The sequence below is a fragment of the Aeromicrobium sp. P2_G6 genome (assembly GCF_056403535.1).
On the sequence record NZ_JBFUFH010000001.1, the window covers coordinates 250,223 to 274,396 of the forward strand.

The 24,174-nt window shown below is 68.9% G+C and carries 20 protein-coding genes; 5 read left to right on the top strand and 15 right to left on the bottom strand.

All coding sequences use genetic code 11. The features are described from left to right. Positions 1-26: 26 nt before the first annotated feature. From AC1DVU_RS01275 to AC1DVU_RS01290, 4 genes are all read left to right on the top strand, one after another. Positions 27-788, top strand: a complete 762-nt coding sequence (locus AC1DVU_RS01275; RefSeq protein WP_476920609.1) for a lysophospholipid acyltransferase family protein — start codon at positions 27-29, stop codon at positions 786-788. A 17-nt stretch (positions 789-805) separates the two neighbouring features. Then, the gene (locus tag AC1DVU_RS01280) at positions 806-1,645 is read left to right on the top strand and encodes an alpha/beta fold hydrolase (RefSeq protein ID WP_476920610.1); all 840 of its coding nucleotides are present in this window, start codon (positions 806-808) and stop codon (positions 1,643-1,645) included. Between the two features lies 1 nt (position 1,646). After that, positions 1,647-3,377, top strand: a complete 1,731-nt coding sequence (locus tag AC1DVU_RS01285) for a DEAD/DEAH box helicase family protein (protein WP_476920611.1) — start codon at positions 1,647-1,649, stop codon at positions 3,375-3,377. Between the two features lie 189 nt (positions 3,378-3,566). Next, on the top strand, positions 3,567-4,301 hold the full coding sequence (locus AC1DVU_RS01290) for a hypothetical protein (RefSeq protein WP_476920612.1): 735 nt from the start codon (positions 3,567-3,569) through the stop codon (positions 4,299-4,301). Positions 4,302-4,413: 112 nt separating this feature from the next. Here the strand turns inward: AC1DVU_RS01290 and AC1DVU_RS01295 are convergent, their stop codons facing one another. The 14 genes from AC1DVU_RS01295 to AC1DVU_RS01360 all read right to left on the bottom strand — a co-directional run bounded on the left by AC1DVU_RS01295 (position 4,414) and on the right by AC1DVU_RS01360 (position 22,161). Then, complete coding sequence (locus tag AC1DVU_RS01295; RefSeq protein ID WP_476920613.1) at positions 4,414-4,644, bottom strand: hypothetical protein; 231 nt, start codon at positions 4,642-4,644, stop codon at positions 4,414-4,416. A 36-nt stretch (positions 4,645-4,680) separates the two neighbouring features. Next, on the bottom strand, positions 4,681-5,523 hold the full coding sequence (locus AC1DVU_RS01300; RefSeq protein WP_476920614.1) for an exonuclease domain-containing protein: 843 nt from the start codon (positions 5,521-5,523) through the stop codon (positions 4,681-4,683). 65 nt (positions 5,524-5,588) lie between these two features. Continuing rightward, positions 5,589-6,281 carry a gamma-glutamyl-gamma-aminobutyrate hydrolase family protein gene (locus AC1DVU_RS01305; RefSeq protein ID WP_476920615.1) on the bottom strand — a complete coding sequence of 231 codons (693 nt, stop codon included), beginning with the start codon at positions 6,279-6,281 and terminating at the stop codon, positions 5,589-5,591. Between the two features lie 2 nt (positions 6,282-6,283). Next, complete coding sequence (locus AC1DVU_RS01310; protein WP_476920616.1) at positions 6,284-7,051, bottom strand: 3-oxoacyl-ACP reductase; 768 nt, start codon at positions 7,049-7,051, stop codon at positions 6,284-6,286. 11 nt (positions 7,052-7,062) lie between these two features. Then, positions 7,063-8,424, bottom strand: coding sequence for an aldehyde dehydrogenase family protein (locus AC1DVU_RS01315; RefSeq protein WP_476920617.1), 1,362 nt, complete (start codon positions 8,422-8,424; stop codon positions 7,063-7,065). Positions 8,425-8,550: 126 nt separating this feature from the next. Continuing rightward, positions 8,551-9,912 (bottom strand): glutamine synthetase family protein, encoded by a 1,362-nt coding sequence (locus AC1DVU_RS01320; protein ID WP_476920618.1) that lies wholly within the window; start codon positions 9,910-9,912, stop codon positions 8,551-8,553. A gap of 28 nt (positions 9,913-9,940) precedes the next feature. Further along, entirely contained in the window at positions 9,941-10,681 is a 741-nt protein-coding gene (locus tag AC1DVU_RS01325; RefSeq protein ID WP_476920619.1) for a FadR/GntR family transcriptional regulator, read from the bottom strand. A gap of 69 nt (positions 10,682-10,750) precedes the next feature. Beyond that, positions 10,751-13,204 (bottom strand): GcvT family protein, encoded by a 2,454-nt coding sequence (locus tag AC1DVU_RS01330; protein ID WP_476920620.1) that lies wholly within the window; start codon positions 13,202-13,204, stop codon positions 10,751-10,753. Next, on the bottom strand, positions 13,201-14,103 hold the full coding sequence (locus AC1DVU_RS01335; RefSeq protein WP_476920621.1) for a phosphotransferase: 903 nt from the start codon (positions 14,101-14,103) through the stop codon (positions 13,201-13,203). Before AC1DVU_RS01335 ends, AC1DVU_RS01330 begins: the two co-directional genes overlap by 4 nt. A 77-nt stretch (positions 14,104-14,180) precedes the next feature. Further along, positions 14,181-15,743, bottom strand: coding sequence for an amino acid permease (locus tag AC1DVU_RS01340; protein WP_476920622.1), 1,563 nt, complete (start codon positions 15,741-15,743; stop codon positions 14,181-14,183). Between the two features lie 192 nt (positions 15,744-15,935). Next, positions 15,936-16,559: a hypothetical protein gene (locus AC1DVU_RS01345; RefSeq protein ID WP_476920623.1), complete on the bottom strand. Its 624-nt coding sequence runs from the start codon at positions 16,557-16,559 to the stop codon at positions 15,936-15,938. A 37-nt stretch (positions 16,560-16,596) separates the two neighbouring features. Beyond that, complete coding sequence (locus AC1DVU_RS01350; protein ID WP_476920624.1) at positions 16,597-17,733, bottom strand: peptidoglycan-binding domain-containing protein; 1,137 nt, start codon at positions 17,731-17,733, stop codon at positions 16,597-16,599. A gap of 62 nt (positions 17,734-17,795) precedes the next feature. Continuing rightward, on the bottom strand, positions 17,796-19,319 hold the full coding sequence (locus AC1DVU_RS01355) for an MFS transporter (protein WP_476920625.1): 1,524 nt from the start codon (positions 19,317-19,319) through the stop codon (positions 17,796-17,798). Positions 19,320-19,446: 127 nt separating this feature from the next. Beyond that, on the bottom strand, positions 19,447-22,161 hold the full coding sequence (locus AC1DVU_RS01360) for a glycosyltransferase (protein ID WP_476920626.1): 2,715 nt from the start codon (positions 22,159-22,161) through the stop codon (positions 19,447-19,449). Positions 22,162-22,287: 126 nt separating this feature from the next. Between AC1DVU_RS01360 and AC1DVU_RS01365 the strand changes: the two genes are divergently transcribed. Next, positions 22,288-22,881, top strand: a complete 594-nt coding sequence (locus tag AC1DVU_RS01365) for an acyltransferase (protein WP_476920627.1) — start codon at positions 22,288-22,290, stop codon at positions 22,879-22,881. Positions 22,882-22,890: 9 nt separating this feature from the next. Here AC1DVU_RS01365 and AC1DVU_RS01370 read toward each other — a convergent pair whose 3' ends face one another. Next, on the bottom strand, positions 22,891-24,174 hold the full coding sequence (locus AC1DVU_RS01370; RefSeq protein ID WP_476921588.1) for a nucleotide sugar dehydrogenase: 1,284 nt from the start codon (positions 24,172-24,174) through the stop codon (positions 22,891-22,893).

Below are 24,174 nucleotides of genomic sequence, written 5' to 3' on the forward strand. Positions count from 1 at the left end.
TCGCCGGTTCGCGTAGCCTGAGCGGCGTGCCTGGATCCGACCTCACCTACCGGGTGGTGGTCCGGATCTTCGGCACGCTGTACCGGTTGATGGGCTACCGGATCGACGTCCGCGGCGTCGAGCACCTCCCGACGGCGGGCGCCGGCGTCGTGGCCGGCAACCACATCGGGTTCCTCGACTTCACGTTCATCGGGTATGCCGCGCGGCCCCGCAAGCGCCGCATCCGGTTCATGGCCAAGCGTTCCGTGTTCGAGCTGCCGGTCGTCGGATGGCTGATGCGCGCGATGCACCACATCCCGGTCGACCGGAAGTCCGGCGCGCGGGCATACCGGCACGCCCTCCGGTTGCTCGATGCCGGGCAGCTGGTCGGGGTCTTCCCCGAGGCGACCATCAGCCGCTCGTGGTTGCTCAAGCCGTTCAAGCGCGGCGCCGCAGGAATGGCGGTCAACCGGCAGGTGCCGCTGATCCCCGTGATCGTCTGGGGTGGCCACCGCATCTACACCGTCGACGGGCACCGGTCGGTGCGTCGGCGGATGCCGATCACGATCATGGTCGGCGAGCCGCTCACACCCGGCGAGGGCGAGACTGTCGACGAGCTGTCGCTGCGGCTGCGCGTCGCGATGGATGTGCTGCTTGCCGAGGCGATCGACTCCTACCCCGCGATGCCCCGGAACGACGAGGACCGGTGGTGGCTCCCCTACGATCGCGGTGGGAGCGCGCCCGACCCGGAGAGGGCAGCGGTGCTCGACCGTGAGGCCGTCGCACGCATCGGCGACAGCTTCGACTGACCGACGCGAGGAGCGCCATGACGTACGACGAGACAACGCCCGTGACGGTCGGTGGCCTGACGTTCGACGTACGCACACTGGGCGCCGAGGACGGCGAGGTGATCGTCCTGCTGCACGGCTTCCCGGAGAACTCGCTGTCGTGGTCCGGCGTCGCGGCGCTGCTCGTCGGTGCGGGGCTGCGGGTCATCGCTCCCGACCAGCGGGGCTACTCCCCCGGCGCTCGGCCGGAGGGCGTCGAGGCGTACACGACCGACCTGCTTGCCGACGACGTCATCGGTCTCGCGGACGCGCTCGGGGTCGGCACCTTCCACCTCGTCGGACACGACTGGGGCGCTGCGGTCTCATGGGTCACCGCAACGCGGCACCGCGACCGCCTGCGCACCTTGACCGCGGTCTCGGTGCCGCACCTGGCGGCATACGGTGCGGCCCTGCGCGGCGATGCCGACCAGCAGCAGCGCGCGTCATACATCGGGCTGCTGCGCCAGGCCGGCAAGGCCGAGCACGTGCTGCTGAAGGACGACGCGCAGCGGTTGCGGGCGATGTACGAGGGCCACGTCCGGCCCGCCCAGATCGACAGCTATGTCGCGCAGCTGTCGGCGCCGGGGGCGTTGACGGCGGCCCTCAACTGGTACCGGGCGATGCGACCTGACCTCGCCTCGTTGCCGCCCGTGACGGTGCCGACGACGTTCGTGTGGAGCGATCAGGATGCGGCGATCGGCAGGGCTGCGGCCGAACGATGCGGCGAGTTCGTGGACGCCGACTTCCGGTTCGTCGAGCTGACCGGCATCAGCCACTGGATCCCGGAACAAGACTCCGAAGTGCTCGCCGAAGCGATCCTGGCGCGCATCGAGGGATGACGTGACGCTCGCCGAGGACTTCGCGCGGACGGCATCGCCGTTCACGCTGCGGACCCTCCAGGTGCGGGCGCTCGAGGCGGTCGACGCCGCGGCAGCACAGGGTCGCAAACGGCTGTGGGTGTCGCTGCCTCCCGGCACCGGCAAGACCCTGCTGGGCCTCGAGCTCGTACGCCGGCTCGGCACGCCCGCCGTCGTACTTGCGCCGAACACCGCGATCCAGGTGCAGTGGGGTGACACGTGGGAGCGGTTCACGCCGGCGACGGTGTCCACCGGGACGGAGCGCGATCTCGCAGCGCCGGTGACGGTGCTGACGTACCAGTCACTGGCGACCTTCGAGCGTACGGACGAGGATGACGACGCCGAGCCCGCCGAAGAGGAGCTGCTCGTCGACCGCTTGCACGAGAACGGCCGCAAGCTCATCGCGGCCCTGCGCGCCGCCGGGCCGATCACGATCGTGCTCGACGAGTGCCACCACCTGCTCGAGGTGTGGGGGCGGCTGCTCGCCGAAGTGCTGGCCGACCTGCCGGAGGCGACGGTCATCGGGCTGACCGCGACCCCGCCGACGGTGCTCGACACGCGGCAGGCAGCGCTGGTCAACGAACTGTTCGGCGACATCGTGTTCAGCGCGTCGATCCCCGCGGCCGTACGCGAGGGGCACCTGGCGCCGTTCGCCGAGCTCGCCTGGCTGACGTTACCGACGGCGGAGGAGGCCGAGTGGCTGCGGGACCAGTCGATGCGGTTCGTCCAGCTGACGACCGACCTGGTCGACACCAAGCTGGGGTCGACCCCGATCCTCGTGTGGTTCGACCGTCGGTTCCTGGAGCTGACGACGCCGTGGTCGCGGTTCGAGCGCGACGATCCCGACCTCGCCTGTGCTGCACTGCGGCTGGTGCACGCCGAGCTGCTCGCCCTGCCCGACGGCGCGCGGCTGCGTGAGGAGCACCGGCAGAAGCCGACCGCCGACGACTGGGCCGCGCTGATCGACGACTGGGTCAAGAAGTGCCTGCGCAGGTCCGAGGCGCCCGACGACGCCGCGGTGATCGAGGCGCTCCGCGAGGCGCTGCCGGGCGTCGGGTATCAGCTGACCCGCACGGGCGTACGCCGCGGCCGCTCGCCGGTCGACCGCGTGATCGCCCGGAGCGAGAGCAAGATGCGAGGCTGCCAGCAGGTGCTCGAGGCCGAGCATCTCAACCTCGGCGACCGGCTCCGCTCGCTGGTGCTCTGCGACCACGAGATGGCGGCCGCGACGACGCCGACCGGGCTGCGGCCGATGCCACAACGTTCCGGATCCGCGCGGCAGACCCTGCGGCATCTCGTCGAGTCGCGCGCGACCCGCGCGTTGCGGCCGGTACTCGTGACGGGTCGCACGGTCGCGGCGACGCCGGAGGTCGCGCAGCAGGTCGTCGACCTCGTGCGTACGACCGACCCCGCGCTGGCCGGCAAGCTCACGCTGGAGCCGCTCGACGATGCTCTTGGACCTGAATCCGTCGTTTCGATCGTGGGGCCGTGGTCGAGCCGGGAGTGGGTGCGCGTCGTCACGCGGTTCTTCGAGAGCGGCGGCAGCCAGGTGCTGATCGGCACGCGCGCGCTGCTCGGCGAGGGCTGGGACGCCAAGGGTCTCAACAGCCTCGTTGACCTCACCACCGCGACGACGACCAGCGCCGTCGTGCAGACGCGTGGCCGGGCGCTGCGGCTCGACCCCGACTGGCCCGACAAGGTCGCGATCACCTGATCGGTCACCTGCGTCGCGCCGGAGCACCCGCGGGGAGACGGCGACTGGCAACGCCTGGTCCGCAAGCACCAGGGCTTCTTCGGCGTCGACGACCTCGGCGAGGTCATCTACGGGGTTGCGCACATCGACGCCCAGTTCTCACCCTTTGCCCCGCCCCCAGCATCGTCGTTCGATGCGATCGACGCGCACATGCTGGAGCGAGCCGGCGAGCGCGACGTCGTACGTACGCGGTGGGCCGTCGGGACGCCGTACGACGACACCCTCGTGCACACGTTGCGCGTGCGCCCTGCGCGTCCGACTCGCCCACGGGTGACCACGGAGGGGCGGGTGGTGATGGAGCCGCCGGCTTTCGTGCCCAGCTCGCGAGGGCCCGCCGCCACGCGACCCGGGCACTCGCCGCGGCTGTCGCCCTGGAAGTCGACGCGGGCGGCGGCGCAGGATCCGGGCACCATGGCGTACGCCTGCGCGATCGCCGATGCCTTGCACGTCGCCGGCTTCTCGCCGGTCGGGGCTGATCATGTCGAGGCGACGATCGACCCGAGCGGCGAGTACCGCCTGCGGCTGCAGGGCGTCGACGAGGCCACCTCGCAGGTGTTCGTGGCGGCGCTCGACGAGCTGCTCGGGCCGGTGCGGTCGCCGCGCTATCTGGTGGCGCGGTTTGTGTATGGCGAGCCCTCGTGGGTCGACGGCTGGCGGGTGCTCGTGGGGCGTCTGCGGCCCGAAGCACGGGTGTGGCACGCCGTGCCGACGGTGTTCGGCACCCACGGCAAGCTCGTACGCCACTTCGATCGCGCCTGGTCGCGGTGGATCACTCAGTCATCGGCGGTCTATGCGCACAGTCCCGAAGGCATCGCCGCGCTGTCGAGCAGCAACGGTACGGCTCCTCTGGACGTCGTCACGGTGCTGCGCTCGGCGTGGTCGTAGGGCGCTTGAGCAATCCCCCGATTTGTGAACTTTCAGGCGCTACGCGTGCCCGATAGCGCCTGGAAGTCCACAAATCGCGGAGATCACGAGGGAAGTCGGTCGTAGGCGCCACCTACCAGCCGAGCACCTCGCCGGCATTCACGTCGCCGGTCTCGTTCTGGATCGCGTCGGCGAGCTTGGCGACCTCGTCGGGCTCGACCTCGACCCCGACTTCGTCGAAGCCCTTGCGCAGCTCCTCGGCGATCGTCTCTTCGGTTGCGCCGTCCTGCCATGAGGAGACGCGGTCGACGACCAGTTGGACGGCCTCGAGCTCTGGTTTGTCTGGCGTGTCTGTCTCAGTCATGTGCGGGGGTATACCCAACCCGCACCTGCGTACGCGTCAGGCGATCTGCGCTTTGCTGATCACGGGCTGCGCCAACGGCCAGCCGGCGGGATCGTCGAGCGGACGACCGACCCTGCGGGCGTAGTGGTTCCAGTCCTCGGCCCGCCCCGCGAACCAGACGATCTGGCGCAGCATCAGGCTCTCGAGGTCGCCGGCCGCAATCGTCGGGTGGCGCCGGCCGATCTCGTAGGCGATCTCCCGAGCCGCGCGAGCGTCCGCGGTCGCGTCGTGTGCGTTGTCGAGCGGGACCTCGTAGTAGGCAGCCACATCGGTCAGGCGCCGGGGACCGAGCCCGCCGCGCTCTATGCCCCAGTCGATGACATAGGGATCGACGACGAACAGGCGCTCCCAGTCGGGCTGCGCGAGGCCCCAGCGGGCGGCCTCGGCGCGCAGCATCGTGAGGTCATAAGCAGCGTTGAACACGACGAGGCCCACGCCGCGCTCGATCAGGTCCTGCACCCACGCAATGACCTCGGCCAGCGCGTCGACCGGCGCCGGGGCCCCGGCCAGGGCCTCTGCGGTGAGTCCGTGGACCTCAGCAGAGGCCGGCGGGATCGGAATGCCGGGATTGATCAGGCCAGAGAAGTCATGCCCGCGATCGTCGAGCAGGGCATAGCTCAGCACTCGGTCGGTCAGCGGGTCGACGCCCGTCGTCTCGAAGTCGAGGGAGGCCAGCGCGACGTGGTGCCAGCCCGGATGGTCGCCGCGCGGGGGCGGCGTCGGCGAGCAGTCCAGGCAGATCGTGCGCCAGCGGCCGGGGAAACCGATGAGCTGTCCCGCCGCGATCTCGACAGTGGCATCGCACTCGGCACACAGTCCGGCGTACTTGTTGGCCCTCATGGTGATCACGGTAGGTGCCGGGGCGGACAACGGACTTCAGACACACCGATCCTGACGGTTTCGTGTCAACGCGAGGCAGCCGCCACCAGTGCGCGGAACAAGCCAGCGTCCTCGATGCGCTCGGGGTGCCACTGCACCGCGAGCCAGAACGGTCGCGACGGGTCCTCCATCGCCTCCAGCACGCCGTCGGCCGCATGCGCCGCGGCGACGAAGCCGGGGTGCTCGCGCACGGACTGGTGGTGGTGGCAGTGCACCGAGCCCTTGTCGCCCACAGCCCGACCCAGCAACGTACCCGGCACGACATCGACGTCGATCACGCCGAACTCGTCGCCGCCCGGCGAGTGTTCCTCGTGCCCGGCGATGTCGGGCACGTGCTGGTCGAGCGAGCCGCCGGCGTGCACTGCCATGACCTGCATGCCCCGGCAGATGCCGAGCACCGGGAGCCTCGCTGCGGCGGCTGCGTCGAGCATCGCCAGCTCCCAGGCGTCGCGGTCCTCGCGCCAGCCGACCGTACGCTCGTGCGGCTCCTCGTCGTACCGGTTCGGATCGACGTCGGCACCGCCCGCGATGATCAGCCCGTCGATCCGCGCCGCCACCGACTCCGCGCCCTCGGGATCACCCGGAGGCAACAGCACCGCGACACCGCCGGCCGCTTCGATCGAGCGCGAGTAGACCGCGTGCAGCACGTCGGCCTGCTCGTGCCAGATGCCCCACCGCGACTGCTCGCGGTAGGTCGTGACTCCGATCAGCGGCTTCATGCTCACACCGGCGTGACGTACGCCCCGGAGATGCCGCCGTCCACGAGGAACGTCGACGCCGTCATGAAGCTCGACTCGTCGGATGCCAGGAACAGCACGGCGTTGGCCATCTCCTCGGGCTCGGCGAACCGGCCCAGCGGCACGTGCACCAGCCGGCGCTCGGCCCGCTCCGGATCGCTGGCGAACAGCTCCCGCAGCAACGGCGTGTTGACCGGGCCGGGGCACAGGGCGTTGACGCGTACGCCCTCGCGCGCGAACTGCACGCCGAGCTCACGCGACATCGACAGCACTCCGCCCTTGGACGCCGAGTACGAGATCTGCGAGGTGGCAGCGCCCATCACCGCGACGAACGACGCGGTGTTGATGATCGAGCCCTTGCCCTGCTCCAGCATGTAGGGCAGCGCCGCCTTGCAGCACAGGTAGACGCTCGTGAGGTTGACGTCCTGCACGCGCTTCCACGCCTCGAGGTCGGTGTCGAGGATCGAGTCGTCGTCCGGCGGCGAGATGCCGGCGTTGTTGAACGCGATGTCGACCGAGCCGTACGTGTCCTTGGCGGTCTTGAACAGCGCGTCGACCTGCTCCTTGTCGGTGACGTCGACGTGCACGTACGTCCCGCCGACCTCCTCGGCGATGCCGGGGCCCTTGGCGTCGTCGACGTCGCCGATCACGACGTTGGCGCCCTCCTCGGCGAACCTGCGTACGGTCGCCAGCCCGATGCCCGAGCACCCGCCGGTCACGACCGCCGTACGGCCTGCAATGCGTCCTGCCATGTCTGTGGTTCCTATTCGCTTGAAATGAAGACGTTCTTGACGTCGGTGAAGGAGTGCGGGGCGTCCGGGCCGAGCTCGCGGCCGATGCCGGACTGCTTGAAGCCGCCGAACGGCGTCCAGTAGCGGACCGACGAGTGCGAGTTGACGCTCAGCGCGCCGGACTCGACGGCACGCGAGACGCGCAGCGCCCGCCCGACGTCGCGGGTGTAGATCGAGCCTGACAGCCCGAACTCGGTGTCGTTGGCGAGCTGCACGGCCTCGGCTTCGTCATCGAACGGCATCACCGCGACGACCGGCCCGAAGACCTCCTCGCGCCAGATCCGCTGCTGCGGGTCGTCCGCGAGCACGACGGTCGGCGCGAACCAGTAGCCCGGGCCCTGGGGCGCCGACCCGGCGAACGCGACGTCCACCTCGTCGACGAAGCCCTTGACCGTCGCCTTCTGACCGGCCGAGATGAGCGGCCCCATCTCGCTCGTGCGGTCCGACGGGTCGAGCACCTTGACACCCTTGACCGCGGGCTCCAGCAGCGAGACGAACTCGTCGTACGCCGACCGCTGCACCAGGATCCGCGACCGCGCGCAGCAGTCCTGCCCGGCGTTGTCGAACACCGCCGACGGCGCGGAAGCCGCAGCCTTGGCGAGGTCGGCGTCGGCGAACACGATGTTGGCGCTCTTGCCGCCGAGCTCCAGCGTCACCCGCTTCACCTGGTCGGCGCAGCCGGCCATGATCTTCTTGCCGACCTCGGTCGACCCGGTGAAGCACACCTTGCGGACGGCTGGGTGGGTCACGAACCGCTCACCGACGACCGAGCCCTTGCCGGGGATCACGGTGAACACGCCTTCGGGCAAGCCCGCCTCGAGGCCCAGCTCGCCGAGCCGGATCGCGGTCAGCGGGGTCAGCTCCGCTGGCTTGAGCACGACGGTGTTGCCGGCCGCCAGGGCGGGAGCGAAGCCCCAGCCGGCGATCGGCATCGGGAAGTTCCACGGCACGATGATCCCGACGACGCCGAGGGGCTCGTGGAACGTCACGTCGATGCCACCGGCGACCGGGATCTGGTGCCCGGTCAGTCGTTCGGGCGCTGCGGAGTAGTAGTTGAGGACGTCCCGGACGTTGCCGGCCTCCCAGGTGGCGTTGCCCCAGGTATGCCCGGAGTTGCGCACCTCGAGCTCCGCGAGCTCCTCGACGTGATCGTCGACGAGCTGCGCGAACCGGCGCAGCAGCCTCGCCTTCTCGCCGGGCGCGACATCGCGCCAGCGCGGGAACGCCTCGGCAGCCCGCGCGATCGCCGCGTCGGTCTCCTCCAGCGACGCCAGGTGGACGTCGGTGACCTGCTCCTCCGTGGCCGGATTGACCACGGTGTACGTGTTGCTCACTTGATCTCCTGAGTTCTCGGTGGTTGAGGTGCGGAGCGAAGCGGAGCCTCGAAACCACCCTCGGTCTTGCTGGTTTCGAGGCTTCGGCCGCGGGCGGCCTCCGCACCTCAACCAGCGGTTGGTGCGTCACATGCGTTCAAAAGTTCTGCGCAGCTCCCAGTCGGTCACGGCAGAGTCGAATGCGGCGAGCTCGACGTCGGCCATGTTGGTGTAGTGGTCCACGACCTCGTCGCCGAACACCGCGCGGGCGATCGCCGAGCCGGACCAGGCCTCGCGCGCCTCGCGCAGGGTCGTCGGCACCTTGGGCTTGTCCGAGACGTACGCGTTGCCGGCCTGCTCCGGCTCGAGCTCCAGCTCGTTCTCGATGCCGTAGAGGCCGCCGGCCATCATCGCCGCGAGGGCGAGGTACGGGTTGGTGTCGCCACCCGGCACCCGGTTCTCCAGCCGCGCCGACGGGCCCTTGCCCACCAGTCGTACGGCGCAGGTCCGGTTGTCGAGCCCCCAGGCCACGGCCGTCGGCGCGAACGAGCCGCCGGCGAACCGCTTGTAGGAGTTGACGTTGGGCGCGTACAGCAGCGTGAAGTCGCGCATCGTCGCGAGGATGCCCGCGATGAAGCGGTCGTACGTCGGCGTGCGACCGTCACCGTCCCAGAAGGCGATGTCGCCGTCGGTCGTGCGCAGCGACAGGTGGATGTGGCACGAGTTGCCTTCGCGCTCGTTGAACTTCGCCATGAACGTGATGGCCTGGCCGTGCGCCGAGGCGATCTCCTTGGCGGCGGTCTTGTAGACCGCGTGGTTGTCGGCGGTCACGAGCGCCTCGTCGTAGAGGAAGCCGATCTCGTGCTGGCCGAAGTTGCACTCGCCCTTGGCGCCCTCGACGTTCATGCCCGCGGCGTACATCGAGTTGCGGATGTCGCGCAGCAGCGGCTCGACCCGCGTCGTTCCGACGATCGAGTAGTCGATGTTGTACTGGTTGGCCGGCGTGAGGTCGCGATAGCCGCTGGACCACGCGGCTTCGTACGTCGTGTCGAACACGATGAACTCGAGCTCCGTGCCGGCGAGCGCCGTGAAGCCCGCGTCGGCCGCCTTGGCGAGCTGCGTCTTGAGGATCGTCCGCGGCGACTGGACGACCGGCTGGTGGTCGAGCCACACGAGGTCGCACTGGATCATGGCGGTCGCGGGCAGGTGCTTCAGCAGCCGGATCGTGTCGAAGTCGAGGGCGAACTCCATGTCGCCGTAGCCCTTGTCCCACGACGACATCTCGTAGCCGTCGACCGTGTTCATGTCGACGTCGACGCTGAGGAGGTAGTTGCAACCCTCCGTCCCCTGCTCGATGACATAGTCGAGGAAGTACTGGCCGTGCAGCCGTTTGCCCTGCAGCCGGCCCTGCATGTCGGTGAAGGCGACGATGACGGTGTCGATGTCGCCCTCCTCGATCTGCACGCGCAGCTGCTCGAGACTCAGCATGTGGGGGTGTCGCTTGGTCATCGACTCGTACCTCTCATCTTGGGCAGATTCACATGAGCCCCCGGAGCAGGGCTGCGGTGTCGTCGCAGTGGCTCTCCATGACACGTCGCGCCTTGGTGGCGTCACCGGCGAGGATGGCCTCGGCGATCGCGGCGTGCTGCTGGCGGGAGTGATCGATGTTGCGGTCGAGCACCGGGATCGCGCCGAGCATCTCGTGCAGCCGGACCTGGACGTTCGTCACCGCGTCGATCAGCAGAGGCGAGTCGGTCAGGGCGGCGATCGCGAGGTGGAACTGCGAGTCGGCCTGACGGTGCACGGCCTTGCTGGACGGAGAGCTGACCCGCTCGAGTGCCGAGCGCAGCATCTCGGCCTGCGACTCGGTCAGCGTACGATTGGCCGCCGCGTGCGCGGCTCCCGGCTCGACGATCCGGCGGAACACCAGCGCGTCGAGCAGCTCTTCGCGCGGACGTTCGAGCTTCGACGAGGCACCGGGCTCCTCGGGATGGAACGCGACGACGCTGCCGCCGCCGCGGCCGCGACGCGTCGTCAGCAGGCCCGCGTCACGCAGCGCGCCGATCGCCTCGCGCAGCGTCGAGCGGGACACGCCCATGCGCTCGGCGAGCTCGCGCTCAGGTGGCAGCGTGCTGCCGTCGGGGTAGATGCCGAGGCGGATCGACGTCGCCAGCATCTCGACGCACGACTCGAACGCGTGGTGCGCGCGAAGCGGCCGGAGCACGGCGGCGGCGAGATCGTCCTGGGCGTCCGGGAGTACGTCTTCAGGTGTCGCCATGCCGCCTCCCCTCGTGCGTCCGGGCTTAAGGTCTGATATCGAACCTTATCTGCACGGCGAAGCGTATGTCTACGGCCTCTTGATCCGCTCGCCCGCGGGATCGAGCAGCGGTTTCAGGCTCACCGTGACGGGAACGCGCCGGCCGCCGACGTCGAGCTCGTAGTCGCCCGCGCGGACGTATGCCGCATCGACCGTCATCCCGTCGGCGCACTGCACCCAGGCCAGTCCGACCCCGGTGCCGAGGGTCGCACCCCAGGCGCCCGAGGTGGCCTGCCCGGCAGCGACACCGTCGCGCACGAGGAGCTCGCCGCCCCAGACCATGACGTCAGGATCCTCGAGGGCGAACGAGACGAGCCGGCGCGTCGGGCCCTTGGCCTTGGCCTTCTCGACGGCCGAGCGACCGAGGAAGTCGATGTCGGTGCCGAGCTTGCAGGTGAAGCTCAGCCCGGCCTCGACCGGATCGACCTCGGGCGTGAGCTCGCGGCCGAACGCGCGATAACCCTTCTCGAGGCGCATCGACTCGATCGCGTAGTAGCCGGCATCGACCAGGCCCAGCTCGGCGCCAGCGGCCTTCACCGCGTCGTAGACCGCGAGCGCGTGATCGATGCGGACATACAGCTCCCAGCCGAGCTCACCGACGTAGGTGATGCGGGTGGCTCGCACCGTGAAGCCGGCCAGGTCGATCTCGCGGCTGGCGCCGAACGGAAACGCGTCCTCGCCGAGATCGGACCCCGACAGCCCGGACAGCAGCTCGCGCGAGCGCGGCCCCATGACGCCGAACACCGCGAGCTTGTCGGTCACGTCCTGGACCCGTGCGTCGAGCCCCGTCGGGATGTTGCGCCGCAGCCAGTCCTGGTCGCGCTCGGTCGTCGCCGAGCTCGCGACGAGGAAGAACTCGTCGTCGAACACCCGGGTCACGGTCAGGTCGGACTCGTAGCCGCCGCGCTCGTTGAGCAACGCGGTGTAGACCGTCTCGTCCGGCGCGACGGCGACGTCGTTGCTGCAGATCCACTGCAGGGCTGCCTCGGCGTCGGGGCCGTGCACGACGTACTTGGAGAACGACGACTGGTCGAAGATCGCGACGGCCTCCCGGCAGGCGACCTGTTCGGCCGACGACCACGGCAGCCAGTTCTGCTTGCCCCAGGCGTACTGGATCGCGGGGTCGACGGCGGGTGGTGCGAAGTAGTTGGCGCGCTCCCAACCCATCTTGCTGCCGAAGCCGGCATTGGCCTCGGCCAGGCGGTCGTAGACCGGCGAGGTCCGCAACGGTCGCGCGGTGTCGTACTCGCGGTTGGGCCACGGCACGGCGTAGTGCAGCCCGAGAACCTCGGTGACCCGTGCCCGCAGGTATGCCTTGTCGTTCTGGAACGGCGCGAACCGGCGGATGTCGACCGCCACGAGGTCCACTGTCGGCTGGCCCTCGAGGACCCACTCGGCCAGCGCACGCCCCGCGCCGCCCGCCGACGCGATGCCCACCGAGTTGAACCCCGCGCCGACGAAGAAGCCCCGGACCGAGGGCGCCTCGCCGAGGATGAACTGGTTGTCGGGCGTGAAGCTCTCCGGCCCGTTGTAGAACTTCCGGATGCCGATGTCGCCCAGCGCAGGTATGCGTTCGATGGCGCTGTCCATCAGGATCTGGAAATGGTCCCAGTCCTCGTCGAGCAGCTGGAACTCGAACGGGTAGGGGATCTGGTCAGGCGCGACCCACGGCTTGGCGTCGGGCTCGAAGCCGCCGACCACGAGGCCGCCGACCTCCTCCTTGAAGTACGTGTAACCGTCCGGGTCACGCAGGATCGGCAGGTCCGGGCGTACGCCGTCGATCTGGTCGGTGACGACGTAGAAGTGCTCGGCGGAGTGCAGCGGCACCGTGACGCCGATCCGTGCGGCGAGGTGGTGCGCCCACTGCCCCGCGCAGTTGACCACGATCTCGGCCTCGATGTCGCCCTGGTCCGTCCGCACGCCGGTGACCCCGCCATCGTCGACCAGCACCTCGGTGACCCGTACGTGCTCGATCACCGTCGCCCCGCGTTGCCGGGCGCCCCGCGCCAGCGCCTGGGTCAGGTCGGTGGGGTTGGCCGTGCCGTCGCCGGGCAGCCAGATGCCGCCGAGCAGGTCACTGGTCTCGAGCAGCGGGTAGCGCTCGCCGGCCTGCTCCGGCGTGAGCAGCTCGCACTCCAGGTCGTACGCGGCGGCGGTCGCCACGGTCCGGCGGAGCTGTTCCATGCGGTCCTCGGTGCGCGCGACCGTGACGCCACCGCAGCGCTTGAAGCCCGAGCTCAGGCCCACCTCGGCCTCGAGCTGCTCGTAGAGACCGGCGCTGTACTGCACGAGGGTCGTGCCGGCCTGCGTCGCGCGGAGCTGGCCGACCAGCCCCGCCGCGTGCCACGTCGTGCCGGAGGAGAGCGCGCCCTGCTCGAGCAGCACGACATCGCTCTCGCCCGCCTTGGTCAGGTGATACGCGACGCTCGTGCCGACGACGCCGCCGCCGATGATGACGATCCGCGCCCTCGCCGGAACCGTCATTGACCGGCCGCCGTCGCGAGCCAGGTGTCGAACTGCGGGTTGCGGAAGTCCTCCACAGCCAGGTCGAAGCGCTCCTGGCCCCAGCAGTGGAAGTCGAAGTCATCGTCGTTCGTCGCTGCCTGGATGAAGCCCCACAGCGACCAGCCGTAGCGCGACACCGTCGCCTGGAGCCGGGCCCGGGCGATCAGGGCTGGGTCCTCGCGGCCGGCGTACGCAGTGACGAGCTCGGCCAGGTGGTCGTCCTCGAGCGCGCACTCTGTCCACGAGTTGCCGAGCTCGAAGTAGGCATCGTTGTTGCCGGCGTAGTCGTAGTCGATCAGCCAGAGCCGTTCGCCGTCGTCGACGATGTTGCCGGCGAGCAGGTCGTTGTTGCACGGGACCGTCGGCAGTGGGCGAGACGCCAGGGCCCCTTGGATCCGGAGGAAGTCCGCGCCGTACGAGACGTAGTCGTCCGGGATCGGGAAGCCGAGACTGACACACGTACGCAGGTAGGTCGGCTGACGCACGAACATGTCGAAGTCTGTGGAGAACCGTGGGCCACTGTGGAGCTGGCGCATCACCGCGGCGAGGCGCGGGAGGGCGCCGGGCGCGCGCAGGTCGTCGTTGACGTAGCTGTGGCCGCCGACGTAGCCGATCACGAGCACCCCGAGGTCAGGCCGGTAGTCGACGAAGGGCGCGCCGGCGCCAGACGCCTCGGCGGCCTTGGTGTTGTACGACTCGGCATCCCGGTCGATGCCGAGCAGCGAGTTGTCGCTGCGGGCGAGCCGGACGACGTAGTCGCCGGTCGGCGTCGTGACCCTGAGGTTCTGGTTGGTCAGGCCGCCAGAGAGCTCCTCGACGGTGCGCGGTGACCCCGCGAGGGTCGGCACCTGGTCCAGGATCGCCTCGACGTCCGCCATTTCCCGCTCCCTGTCCGCGAACCGGGCGTGCGAGGGGTCGTCGACCTGCAGACCCCTCACACGCCCGAACGCATCGGTCAGTCGTTGAATGCCTCGATGACCGCCTCGTCGATCGTGTGCTTCGGTCCGGTGAACCACTTCTTGGCCGACACGTGCCACCAGATGGTCAGCGCGAGCAGTGTTCCGAACGTCAGGATCGGTGCGTAGTTGACGAACTTCCAGGAGAAGTCGTCGTTCCACGGGATCGCAGCTGGGGTGAACGGCAGGATGAAGTAGACCGAGATGATCGCGATCTCCGCCACGGCGACCAGGTTCATCCACTTGTACTTCTTGCCGTTGTTCCAACTCCCTGGGACAAAGTCATCGCCCATCTTCCAGCGCAACCAGATCGGGATCAGGAACGCCAGGTAGAGCCCGATGACCGCTACCGAGACGACTGCGTAGAACGCGACCGGGACTGGTGCGCCGTTGATGTCGACCTCAATGAGTGCCGGCAGCGTGATGATCGCACCGATGACAGCCACAAAGACCACCGCGTTGGCGGGCACCTTCGACGCCGAGACCTTGGACCAGAGCTTCGAGCCGGGAATCGCGCCATCACGGCTGAACGCGAATGTCATGCGGGAGGCGCTGGTGAGGCACGCAATCGTGCAGAAGAACTGACCGGCAGTCGAGATCGCCAGCACCAGTACGTGCCAACCCTGCCCCAGGGCCTGATCGAAGATCAGGTTGACTCCACCGCCACCCTTGGTGATGGCGTCCTTGTCCTGGACCGCGAACAGGAAGGCAAGCAACAGGATCCAGCCGCCGATCGCCGAGTAGGCGATGGACCGCCAGATTCCCTTGGCAGCTGCTTCCGACGCCCCCTGCGTCTCCTCCGACAGGTGGGCCGAAGCGTCGAAGCCGGTGATCGTGTATTGCGTCAGCAGGAATCCGAGCGGCAGGACGAGGAACCAGTACGTGCTCCCGTTGGAGGCTGCGTCGGCGTAGCCGGAGTTGTTGACCTTGCCGCCGAAAACCTCGCCGATTGCCATGTGGGTCTTGGGCACGATCGCGAGGATCAGGACCACGATGGCCACACCCGCGACGTGCCACCACACCGATACGTTGTTGATGACGGCCAGCAGGTGACCGCTGAAGATGTTGAGCGTCGCTGCGACGGCCAGGATGATGACGAACAGCAGGAAGACCCGCTTGAGGCTGTAGTCCTCAGCCCAGCCATCACTCAGCGTGCCGAGCGTCAGGTCGAGGAACGTCGCACAGCCGTACGCGACAGAAGCTGTGACCGCGAGCAGACCGATCAGGTTCAGCCAGCCAGTGAAGAATCCTGCTGCCGGACCGCCCATCTTGGAGGCCCACCAGTAGATCCCTCCGGACGTCGGATAGGCCGACACCAGCTCGGACATGGTGAAGCCAATGAGGAGGATGAACAACGAGATGACCGGCCATCCCCAGGAGATCGCGACCGGGCCGCCGTTGTTCCAGGCCTGGCCAAAGGTCGTGAAGCAGCCGGCAAGGATCGAGATGATCGAGAAGGAGATCGCGAAGTTGGAGAAGCTGGACCATGAGCGGTCCAGCTCCTGCTTGTAGCCGAGCTCTGCGAGACGCTTCTCGTCCGCGCTGAGGGGAACCTCTGTCATGTGATGCACCCAACTTTCAGTGAAGTTGGTGCATGCTAGCGCGGGTCAGAGGTATGAATCTAGACCTTTGATGGACAGATTCACGGAGTTCACACGACGGAAATCGAACCCGCACATCTACAGAACGCCCCTATCCGTCATCCGGACAGGCTCTCGCGAGCCGCGCGATGCGAGCCGAGTGACCCGAGCAGGTCACTCGTCGCCGGCATCCTCCGAGGCGGCGCGGTGCGCCCGCTTGAGCTCGTCCCGCTCGCCGCGGAGCCGTTTGACCTGGCTCTTGCGGTGCTTCATCTGCATGCCCGTGCCGGTGATGATGAGCGCCAGCACGGCGCCACCGATGACCCCGCCGAGGGTGCCGGCACGGAATCCGGGCGCCTCGACGTCGAAGATCCGCTCCCCCGCGTGTGACGCCTTGCTGTCGCCGGCCACGACCGAGAGCGTCAGCCAGTTGGGCGCGGCGAGCAGGAGCGCGATGACCGCGACGACGATGCGCCACGTCCAGTTGAAGAACCGCTTGCGGATCTGGAACAGCAGGAGCACCGGGACGAACGTGAACACGAATCCGTAGAACAGGCCCCACAACGTGCCCCTGACGAGTGTGTCATCGACCTGGTCGCCGACCCGGTGGGCCCACCACCGCGGGAAGAACGCCGCCGAGACCCGGAAGCCGATGTAGGCCGCCGCGAGCAGGACGATCGCCAGCACGATCCGTTTGACCCACGCGCCGGGGGCGATGTCGGGTTGGTCCCGGATCTTGCGATCGAGCTCGTCGTCCTCGTGTGGCTCGTTGGTCGCCGCCGACTCGTCCTGGGTCATGGCCAACATCATGGCATCGCGGACGACTCGGCGCCCGTCACCCGAGGGCGTCCGCCATGGCCTGCCACTCCTCGGCACTGACGATTCCGTCCTGCGTCAGGCCCGCGGATGCCTGCAGGCTCAGCACAGCAGCCAAAGTCGCGGAGTTGAAGAATCCGTTGCGATCGCGCGTCGGCATCCCCAGCGCGGTCTGCAGGAACAGCGCCGACCTGCCGACATACCCGCGCTTGATCGTGCCACCGGAGTAGTTCGCGAGCCCGTAGGCGATTGCCTGGCTCCGGGTGTAGCCGGCCACGACGTTGCTCGTCACGCTCGACGGGCTCAGCGACGCCCAGGTCGGCTGGTCCAGCGTGCCGGTGAACGGGATGTCGTGGGCACGCTGGTATGCCTTGACGGCGGTCCACGTCGCGGCGTCGAACTTCGCCGTCTTGGAGACGCCCAGCAGGCCCTGCGCCTTGGCGACGGTGGCCCCCGTACGCCCGTAGGCGCGGTTGCCCAGCGAGGTGGACTTGAGCAGCGACGCGGTTGTGGGGCAAGCGCCGGCCCGCGGCGCGTTGGTCAGCACGCCGTACGACCCGGTGAACCGGATGCACGGTCCGTAGTCGATCGTGCCGACCTTGCCGGTCCAGAACGACGTGTTGCCGCGGGCACCGTTCCAGCTGAACGAGATGTGCACGTGGTCGGTGTGGCCCGAGCTGGTCCGCCACCCTTCCGACGCGCGATAGACGCCCCAGATCTTCTTGTTGTAGATGATGTACATGATCCCGAGACGGCGGGCGTTGCGACCGCTGTTGGCGGTCACCCAAGCCAGGAAGTTCGCTGCGGCAGTCCGCTCACTCGTGTCGCCGACGTCGACCATCCAGTCCCACGCGCGACCCTCGCTGTGCTCGGAGACCCCTTCGGTGCAGCCGTGGCTGATCCCGCCGGCACCACCCTCGCCGTAGGTCTTGAGGACCAGCGCGCGGAGCTTGACGACACCCGGCATGTTGACGGGGCTGCACGAGGTCTGCGGCAGGTACGGCGACACCGGGTCCACGCCCGACGGCAGGGTGACCGGGGCCGGAAGCCCCTTGGGGCTCGACGGGAAGGGGACCGGGGGGCTCGCCGCCGAGGGTGATGCCAGAACGGCTGAGGCCAGCACGATCGAGGCGAATGCGAGCATGAATCGGCGCACGATCTGCGCTCCCTTCCCGAGACAACCCATTCATCATGCGTCGCATTCGCCCCGTGTGTCCCTCAAACCCCGGAATCCTCCGGTGCGGGAGCGAGAAACGCCACGATGACCGCGGTGACCGCCACGACCGCAGCAGCGATCAGCAGTGCCCCGCCGATGCCGTCGACGAACGCGTTCTGGGCGGCGGTCACGAGCTGCTGACCTGCAGACCCCAGCTCACTGACGTGCGGCGACTGGGTGAACGCGATCGAGCTCTGCGCACCCTCAGCGACCTCGGACGGCAGTCCGTGCACGGCCTCGGTCATACCGTCCCGGTACTGCTGGTTGAGCACGCTGCCGAGGATCGCGATGCCGAAGGCACTGCCGAGCTCGCGTGCCGTGTCGTTGACCGCTGAGGCGACGCCCTGCTTGCTCTCGGGCAGCGACTCGGTGATCGCGGTGGTCGACGGCGTGCCGGCGAGTCCCATGCCGGCCGCGAACAGCACCAGGCCGAGGGCGAACCAGCCGTACGTCATCTCCGTGCCGACCTGCGAGACCACGACGAGCCCGCTCGCCGTGAGCACCAGGCCGAGAGGAGCGAGGCGCTTGAAGCCGACCTTGTGCGCGATGCGAGGTGCGTTGCGCGCCAGCGGGATCATGACCAGCGGAAGCGGCAGGAGTGCCACGGCTGCACCGAGCGGCGAGCGGCCGACGACGAACTGCAGGTACTGGATCACCACGAAGAACAGCCCGAACGTGGCGAAGAACTGCACCATGACCGTCAGGGACCCGGCGCTGAAGGCCCGGTTGCGGAACAGCCGCGGATCGAGCATCGGCTGGGCAACGCGGAGCTCCCAGCGCACGAATGCGACGAGCGCGAGGATTCCGACCACGAGGGCAGTCACCGTCAAGCTGTCGCCCCAGCCACGATCGGGACCTTCGATGATTCCGAAGACCGTCGCCGCCACCGCGACGAGTGAGAGCAGGGCGCCGACGAGGTCGAGCCGCGGAGGGTCCGCGTCGACCGAGGTGGGCACGACGAGAAGGGTGCCGACCAGGGCAAGTCCGGCGAGGACCACGTTGAGTCCGAAGAACGAGCTCCACGAGAAGAACTCGAGCAGGATGCCGCTGCCGAAGAGGCCCAGCACGGCGCCACCGCCGGCCATCCCGACCCACACGCCGATGGCCTTGGCACGTTGCTCGACCGGGAAGGACGTCGTGATGATCGACAGGGTCGTCGGCATGATCGCCGCGGCACCGATGCCCATCATGGCTCGCAGGGCGATCAGCTGTGCGGGATCGCTGGTGAGCATGCCGAGTCCAGCGGCGACGCCGAACACGGCCAGTCCGCCCGCGAGCAGCTCACGCCGGCCGAACCGGTCTCCCAGTGCGCCGGCGAACAGCAGCAGCCCGGCGAACACGACGGTGTACGCGTCGACAATCCAGGTGATCTGGGTCTGGCTGGCGCCGGTCTCCCGGGCCAGGTCGGGCAAAGCGACATTCAGGCCACTGACCGCCGAGACGACGGTCATCAGGGCCAGTGAGACGACGGCAAGGATCGGGCCCGTACGTAGGCGGGTCCCGTCCCGGGTGTCGGTGGTGGTCATGATCTTCTCCTTGGATTAATTCTACGTTTGATGAATTATTATTCATCGTGTGTTGAATTGTCAAGGTTCGGGCATGGCAAGGCCGACCGCCGACCTGAGAGCCGCGGCGCGTGACGGGGTCGGCGACCTACTCGGGGACGTCGCCCAGCCGTGAGATGTGCGTTGCGCGCTCCTGCCACGCCTGCGAGGGCAGCGGCCCCAGCACCTCGGTGTAGACGTCGCGGACGATCTCGGCCTGCCCTGCCCACGAGAACCGGTGGCGCAGCTTCTCGTCCTCCCGGATCCGCTTGGCGAGCCGGTCGTGGTCGGTCAGCGCTTGCTCGACCGCTCGGACGAATTCAGCAACGTCGTTGGCCCGGTGCACCGTGCCGAGCCCCAGGTCGCGGACCAGCTGGGCCTGCACCGGGGTGTCGCTGGTGACGATGGGGAGCCCTGCCGCGATGTACTCGCAGAACTTGTTCGTCAGCGCCACGTCGTGGTTGCCACTGCGGAGCAACGGGCTGAGCCCGAGCGTGGCGCTGCGGATGTAGTCCGGGACGAGTCCCGGTTCGACGTAGGGCAGGACGTGGAACCGGTCGACCACACCCAGCTTGCGGGCGCGGGCGCGGAGCTCGCCGGTGATCAGGCCCTCGTGCGCCACGACGAGCAGGTGCGCGTCGGGGAGGCCGGCCAGGCCGTCGACCGCGGTCGCCACACCGCGAGCGCGGTTGAGTCCACCCACGTAGACCAACAGAGGGGTCTCGGGCTGGAGGTCGAGCAGCTCGCGAACGCCGGTGACCGTGGCCCCAGGAGGCGGATCGATCGGAGCATTGAGCACGACGTCCGGCTTCGCCCGGAGTCCGTGGTCGCGCTGCAGGTGCTCCGCCAGCGGCTCGGACACAGTGATCACCCGGTCGGCGGCGTGGATGAACTCGCTCTCGAGGTCGCAGTACGCCGCGACCACCCGCGGGTCGACGACGGCGAGACCGGGGAGGTATTCGTGCGCGTCGTAGATGACTCTCACGACCCTGCCGCTGGTGGCCGCGCGCTGGGCGGCGCGGACTGCGACACCGAGGAGGAAGACGTCGTGCACGTGGATGAGATCGGGCCTCAGCTTGTCGAGCATCGGCCCCAGGACGTACTCGCGATCGAGCGTCTGGGGCAGCGCCCGGCGCCACCTGCCCAGCCCCGACCGCCGGTAGAAGGCCAGCACCCGCTTGCGGTGCTCGCCCACGCCGAGCTCGATGTCGGCCGAGTATCGCGCCTCCCAACGGCGTACCAGTCCCACCTTGACGCCACGCGCACGGAAGACGGCCTTGCGGACCTTGAGCCCGAGCTTCGCCCGCGCGAGGGTACGCCTCGCCCGGCCCTCGGCGGGCCGGTCTGCGGCGACGGGCTCGCGGTAGCGGTCTCGCCGCATCCCGCCTTGCAGCGCAGTGAGCTCGCGCTGCCGATGCTCGAGGAGACGCTTGGCGCGCTGCTGCTCGGCCTGGTTGCTGAACCACGGCGTGATGCGCTCGATGAGCCCACGACCCGGATCCGAGAGCGGCTCGCCGATCACCGGGGTGTTGACGACGACGCCCGCGACGACGCTCCTGCCCCGATGCGCACGCCCGGCCACACCGAGTGCCGTGACGTCCATGCCCCAGCCGGCGACGGTCTGGGCGTACTTCATGACCCGCGCGTCGATGACCACGTCGTTGCCCGACACCATCGCGACCCGTGTCCCGATCACGGGCGGGAGCCAGTCCGCGGGCACGCGGTCTGGGCCGTTCACGAACGACGACAGCGCATCAGCGGACTGCGCACCGGCATGCACCTGCTCGACGAAGGCCCGCCCTTGAACCGCCGTCTGGCGGGCCGCCTCTGGCTCCGCGATGAGCTCGCGGATCCGGTCCACGATCGTGTCGGCGTCCACCTCGACCACTGGCAGCTCCGCACCGGTGAGATCCCGCACGGTGGACCGGGTCGACTCCGAGACGTGTCCCAGCACGACGCGCCCTGCCGCCATGCCCTCGCAGGCCGCCACGCCGTATGACCCGATGGCCAGCTGGTCGATGACGATGTCGGAGCCACGGAAGACCGCCGGCATGTCGGCGTGCGGAATGCCCTGCAAGCGGCGGTAGACGATCACCCCGTCGTCGTGGAGCTGCTGGAGCAGCGGGTCGACGAGCTCCGACCCTTTCATCCAGCTCTGGCTCGGCGCATGAGCCACGACGGGAACCCGGCGCTCCATCACCGGGTCATCGGTGTGCCACGCGTCGACGTCCACCACGACCGGGCACCAGGTCGCGTTGGGCGCGAACTCCAGGAGGTCGGGGGTCGACACGAACACCGACCCCGGAAAGCCGTTGTACATACGCGATGTCCGGCGGGCGAACCGCTCGTAGTTGTCGACCTCCACCGGGTCCGCGTCCCGAAACGGCGACCGGGGCTCGATCTCGATGTGCCGGCTGGGCAGCCGCAGGTCCGACCCGTGCGCCAGGAACGCTACCTTCAGCCCCTTGGCGAGGAGCCGCGAGACGTCCCGCATCGCGTCACGGTCCTTGGCCGGACCGAACAGGGCTCGCCCGGCCTCGACCACGACGTGCGTGTAGTTGGCTGCCACGTAGTCCAGGAACTCGCGATGGAAGCGTTTGTCGTTTCGATAGGTCTCGAGGTCGACCTGGATGTCGGCAGGGAAGTCGAAGCCCTCGTTGCGGGGCGCGTAGCTGTGCGCCGACACGTCCGGAACTCGCAGGTCCAGCGCCCGCGCCCACAGCGTCGCCTGGCCGCTGAAGTTGGCCGGACCGATGAGCACCCGTTTGGGTGTCGTCAGCCGTGGTACTGGTCCGAGCGGGTGGAATCCCTCGACCAAAGCCACTGGTTCTCCTTGTCGACGGTATCGAGTGCCTTAGCGTACTGACCGTACCCGTGAAGCTGGTGGCACCGGTGTGGTGCTTGACTCAGGCAGAACCTTCTACCGATCTGAAGCTCAGGAGCTGGTGAGATGTCGGCAACGATCAAGGAAACGGCCCAGGTGGCCGACTCCGCCGCCATCGGCGACGGGACGACGGTGTGGGACCTCGCCCAGGTGCGCGAGGACGCGGTGATCGGGACCCGGTGCATCATCGGCCGAGGGGCGTACGTCGGCACGGGCGTACGCATCGGTGACAACGTCAAGATCCAGAACCACGCGCTCGTCTATGAACCCGCGGACCTCGCCGACGGAGTCTTCATCGGCCCTGCCGTCGTGCTGACCAACGACGAGTTCCCCCGCGCAGCGAACCCCGACGGGACGCTCAAGAGCGCCTCCGACTGGGATCCGGTAGGCGTCACCGTGCTCGAGGGTGCATCTCTGGGAGCCCGCTGCGTGTGCATCGCCCCGGTGACGATCGGCCGATGGGCCCTCGTCGCGGCGGGCGCCGTCGTCGCCAAGGACGTCCCCGACTTCGCGCTCGTGGTCGGTGTGCCCGCACGCCGCGTGGGCTGGGTCGGCCGGTTCGGGGTGCCGCTCGAGGAGCGCTCCCCCGGTGTCTGGGTGTGTCCCCGCACCAACGCCCTCTACGACGAGACCGACGGTCAGCTGACCGAGCGGCAGTAGCCCGCTGCGTCAGCCACCGATGACGATCCGGCGCACGCCTTCCCAGCGCTCGGGATCGGTGATCCGCCGACCGTCGACCAGGACCCGGGCCGCCGGGAAGTCCGCCGCACCGATGTCTCGGTATGCCGCATGGTCCGCCTGGACGACGACTGCCTGGACCTCCTCGCCGCGGTGCGGGGTCAGCCCCAGCGACTCCAGCTCGCCGTCGTCGTACAACGGGTCGGAGACGTACGGCACGGCGCCGCGCTTGCGGAGGTCCTCGACGAGGGGGAACACCCCTGAGAACGCGGCTTCCTTGACCTCACCGCGGTAGGCGGCACCGAGCACGAGCACGGCCAGGCCATCGAGGTCTCCCTCAGCGGCAGCGAGCAGGTCCACGGCATACGACGGCATGCCGGCGTTGGCCTCACGCGCAGCGCGTACGACCGTGGCAGCGGGGTCGTTCCAGAGGTACATCCGCGGGTAGATCGGGATGCAGTGACCGCCGACGGCGATGCCGGGCCGGTGGATGTGACTGTAGGGCTGGCTGTTGCACGCCTCGATGACCTTCATGACGTCGATGTCCTGCGAGTCGGCGAAGCGGGCGAACTGGTTGGCCAGCCCGATGTTGACGTCGCGGTAGGTCGTCTCGGCCAGCTTCGCGAACTCCGACGCCTCGGAGCTGCCGAGGTCCCACACGCCGTTGGGCTGGGGGAGGTCGTCACGCTCGTCGAAGTCGAGCGTGGCCTCGTAGAACTCGATGCCCCGAGCGGTCGAGGACGGGTCAACGCCTCCGACGAGCTTGGGGTAACGCTTCAGGTCGGCGAACACGCGACCTGTGAGCACACGCTCGGGGCTGAACACCAGCGAGAAGTCGTCGCCCACCGTGAGCCCGGACCCGTCCTCCAGCATCGGGGCCCAGCGGTTGCGCGTCGTGCCGACCGGGAGCGTCGTCTCGTAGCTCACCAGCGTGCCGGGCTTCAGGCCGCGGGCGATGTCCTGGGTGGCTGAGTCCATCCAGCCGAAGTCGGGCACACCTGCGGCGTCGACGAACAGCGGCACGACGACGACGACGGCCTCTGACTCGGCGACTGCCTTCGCCGTGTCGGTCGTCGCGCTCAGCAGTCCCGCGTCGACGGCGGCACGCATCTTGGTGCCGAGCTCGAACTCGCCGGGGAATGGCTCGACCCCGGCGTTGACCGCGTCCACGACGGACTGGTTGACGTCGGCACCGATGACCTGGTGCCCCTTGCTCGCGAACTGGACGGCCAAGGGCAGTCCGATCTTGCCCAGTGCCACCACACAGATCTGCAC

Bases quoted from the DNA above. Each gene is read 5' to 3' on its own strand.
- AC1DVU_RS01325 (WP_476920619.1), bottom strand. From the start codon at position 10,681: ATGGCGACACCTGAAGACGTACTCCCGGACGCCCAGGACGATCTCGCC.
- AC1DVU_RS01345 (WP_476920623.1), bottom strand. From the start codon at position 16,559: ATGACCCAGGACGAGTCGGCGGCGACCAACGAGCCACACGAGGACGAC.
- AC1DVU_RS01290 (WP_476920612.1), top strand. From the start codon at position 3,567: ATGCTGGAGCGAGCCGGCGAGCGCGACGTCGTACGTACGCGGTGGGCC.
- AC1DVU_RS01295 (WP_476920613.1), bottom strand. From the start codon at position 4,644: ATGACTGAGACAGACACGCCAGACAAACCAGAGCTCGAGGCCGTCCAA.
- AC1DVU_RS01355 (WP_476920625.1), bottom strand. From the start codon at position 19,319: ATGACCACCACCGACACCCGGGACGGGACCCGCCTACGTACGGGCCCG.
- AC1DVU_RS01310 (WP_476920616.1), bottom strand. From the start codon at position 7,051: ATGGCAGGACGCATTGCAGGCCGTACGGCGGTCGTGACCGGCGGGTGC.
- AC1DVU_RS01300 (WP_476920614.1), bottom strand. From the start codon at position 5,523: ATGAGGGCCAACAAGTACGCCGGACTGTGTGCCGAGTGCGATGCCACT.
- AC1DVU_RS01365 (WP_476920627.1), top strand. From the start codon at position 22,288: ATGTCGGCAACGATCAAGGAAACGGCCCAGGTGGCCGACTCCGCCGCC.
- AC1DVU_RS01280 (WP_476920610.1), top strand. From the start codon at position 806: ATGACGTACGACGAGACAACGCCCGTGACGGTCGGTGGCCTGACGTTC.
- AC1DVU_RS01320 (WP_476920618.1), bottom strand. From the start codon at position 9,912: ATGACCAAGCGACACCCCCACATGCTGAGTCTCGAGCAGCTGCGCGTG.
- AC1DVU_RS01335 (WP_476920621.1), bottom strand. From the start codon at position 14,103: ATGGCGGACGTCGAGGCGATCCTGGACCAGGTGCCGACCCTCGCGGGG.
- AC1DVU_RS01305 (WP_476920615.1), bottom strand. From the start codon at position 6,281: ATGAAGCCGCTGATCGGAGTCACGACCTACCGCGAGCAGTCGCGGTGG.
- AC1DVU_RS01340 (WP_476920622.1), bottom strand. From the start codon at position 15,743: ATGACAGAGGTTCCCCTCAGCGCGGACGAGAAGCGTCTCGCAGAGCTC.
- AC1DVU_RS01330 (WP_476920620.1), bottom strand. From the start codon at position 13,204: ATGACGGTTCCGGCGAGGGCGCGGATCGTCATCATCGGCGGCGGCGTC.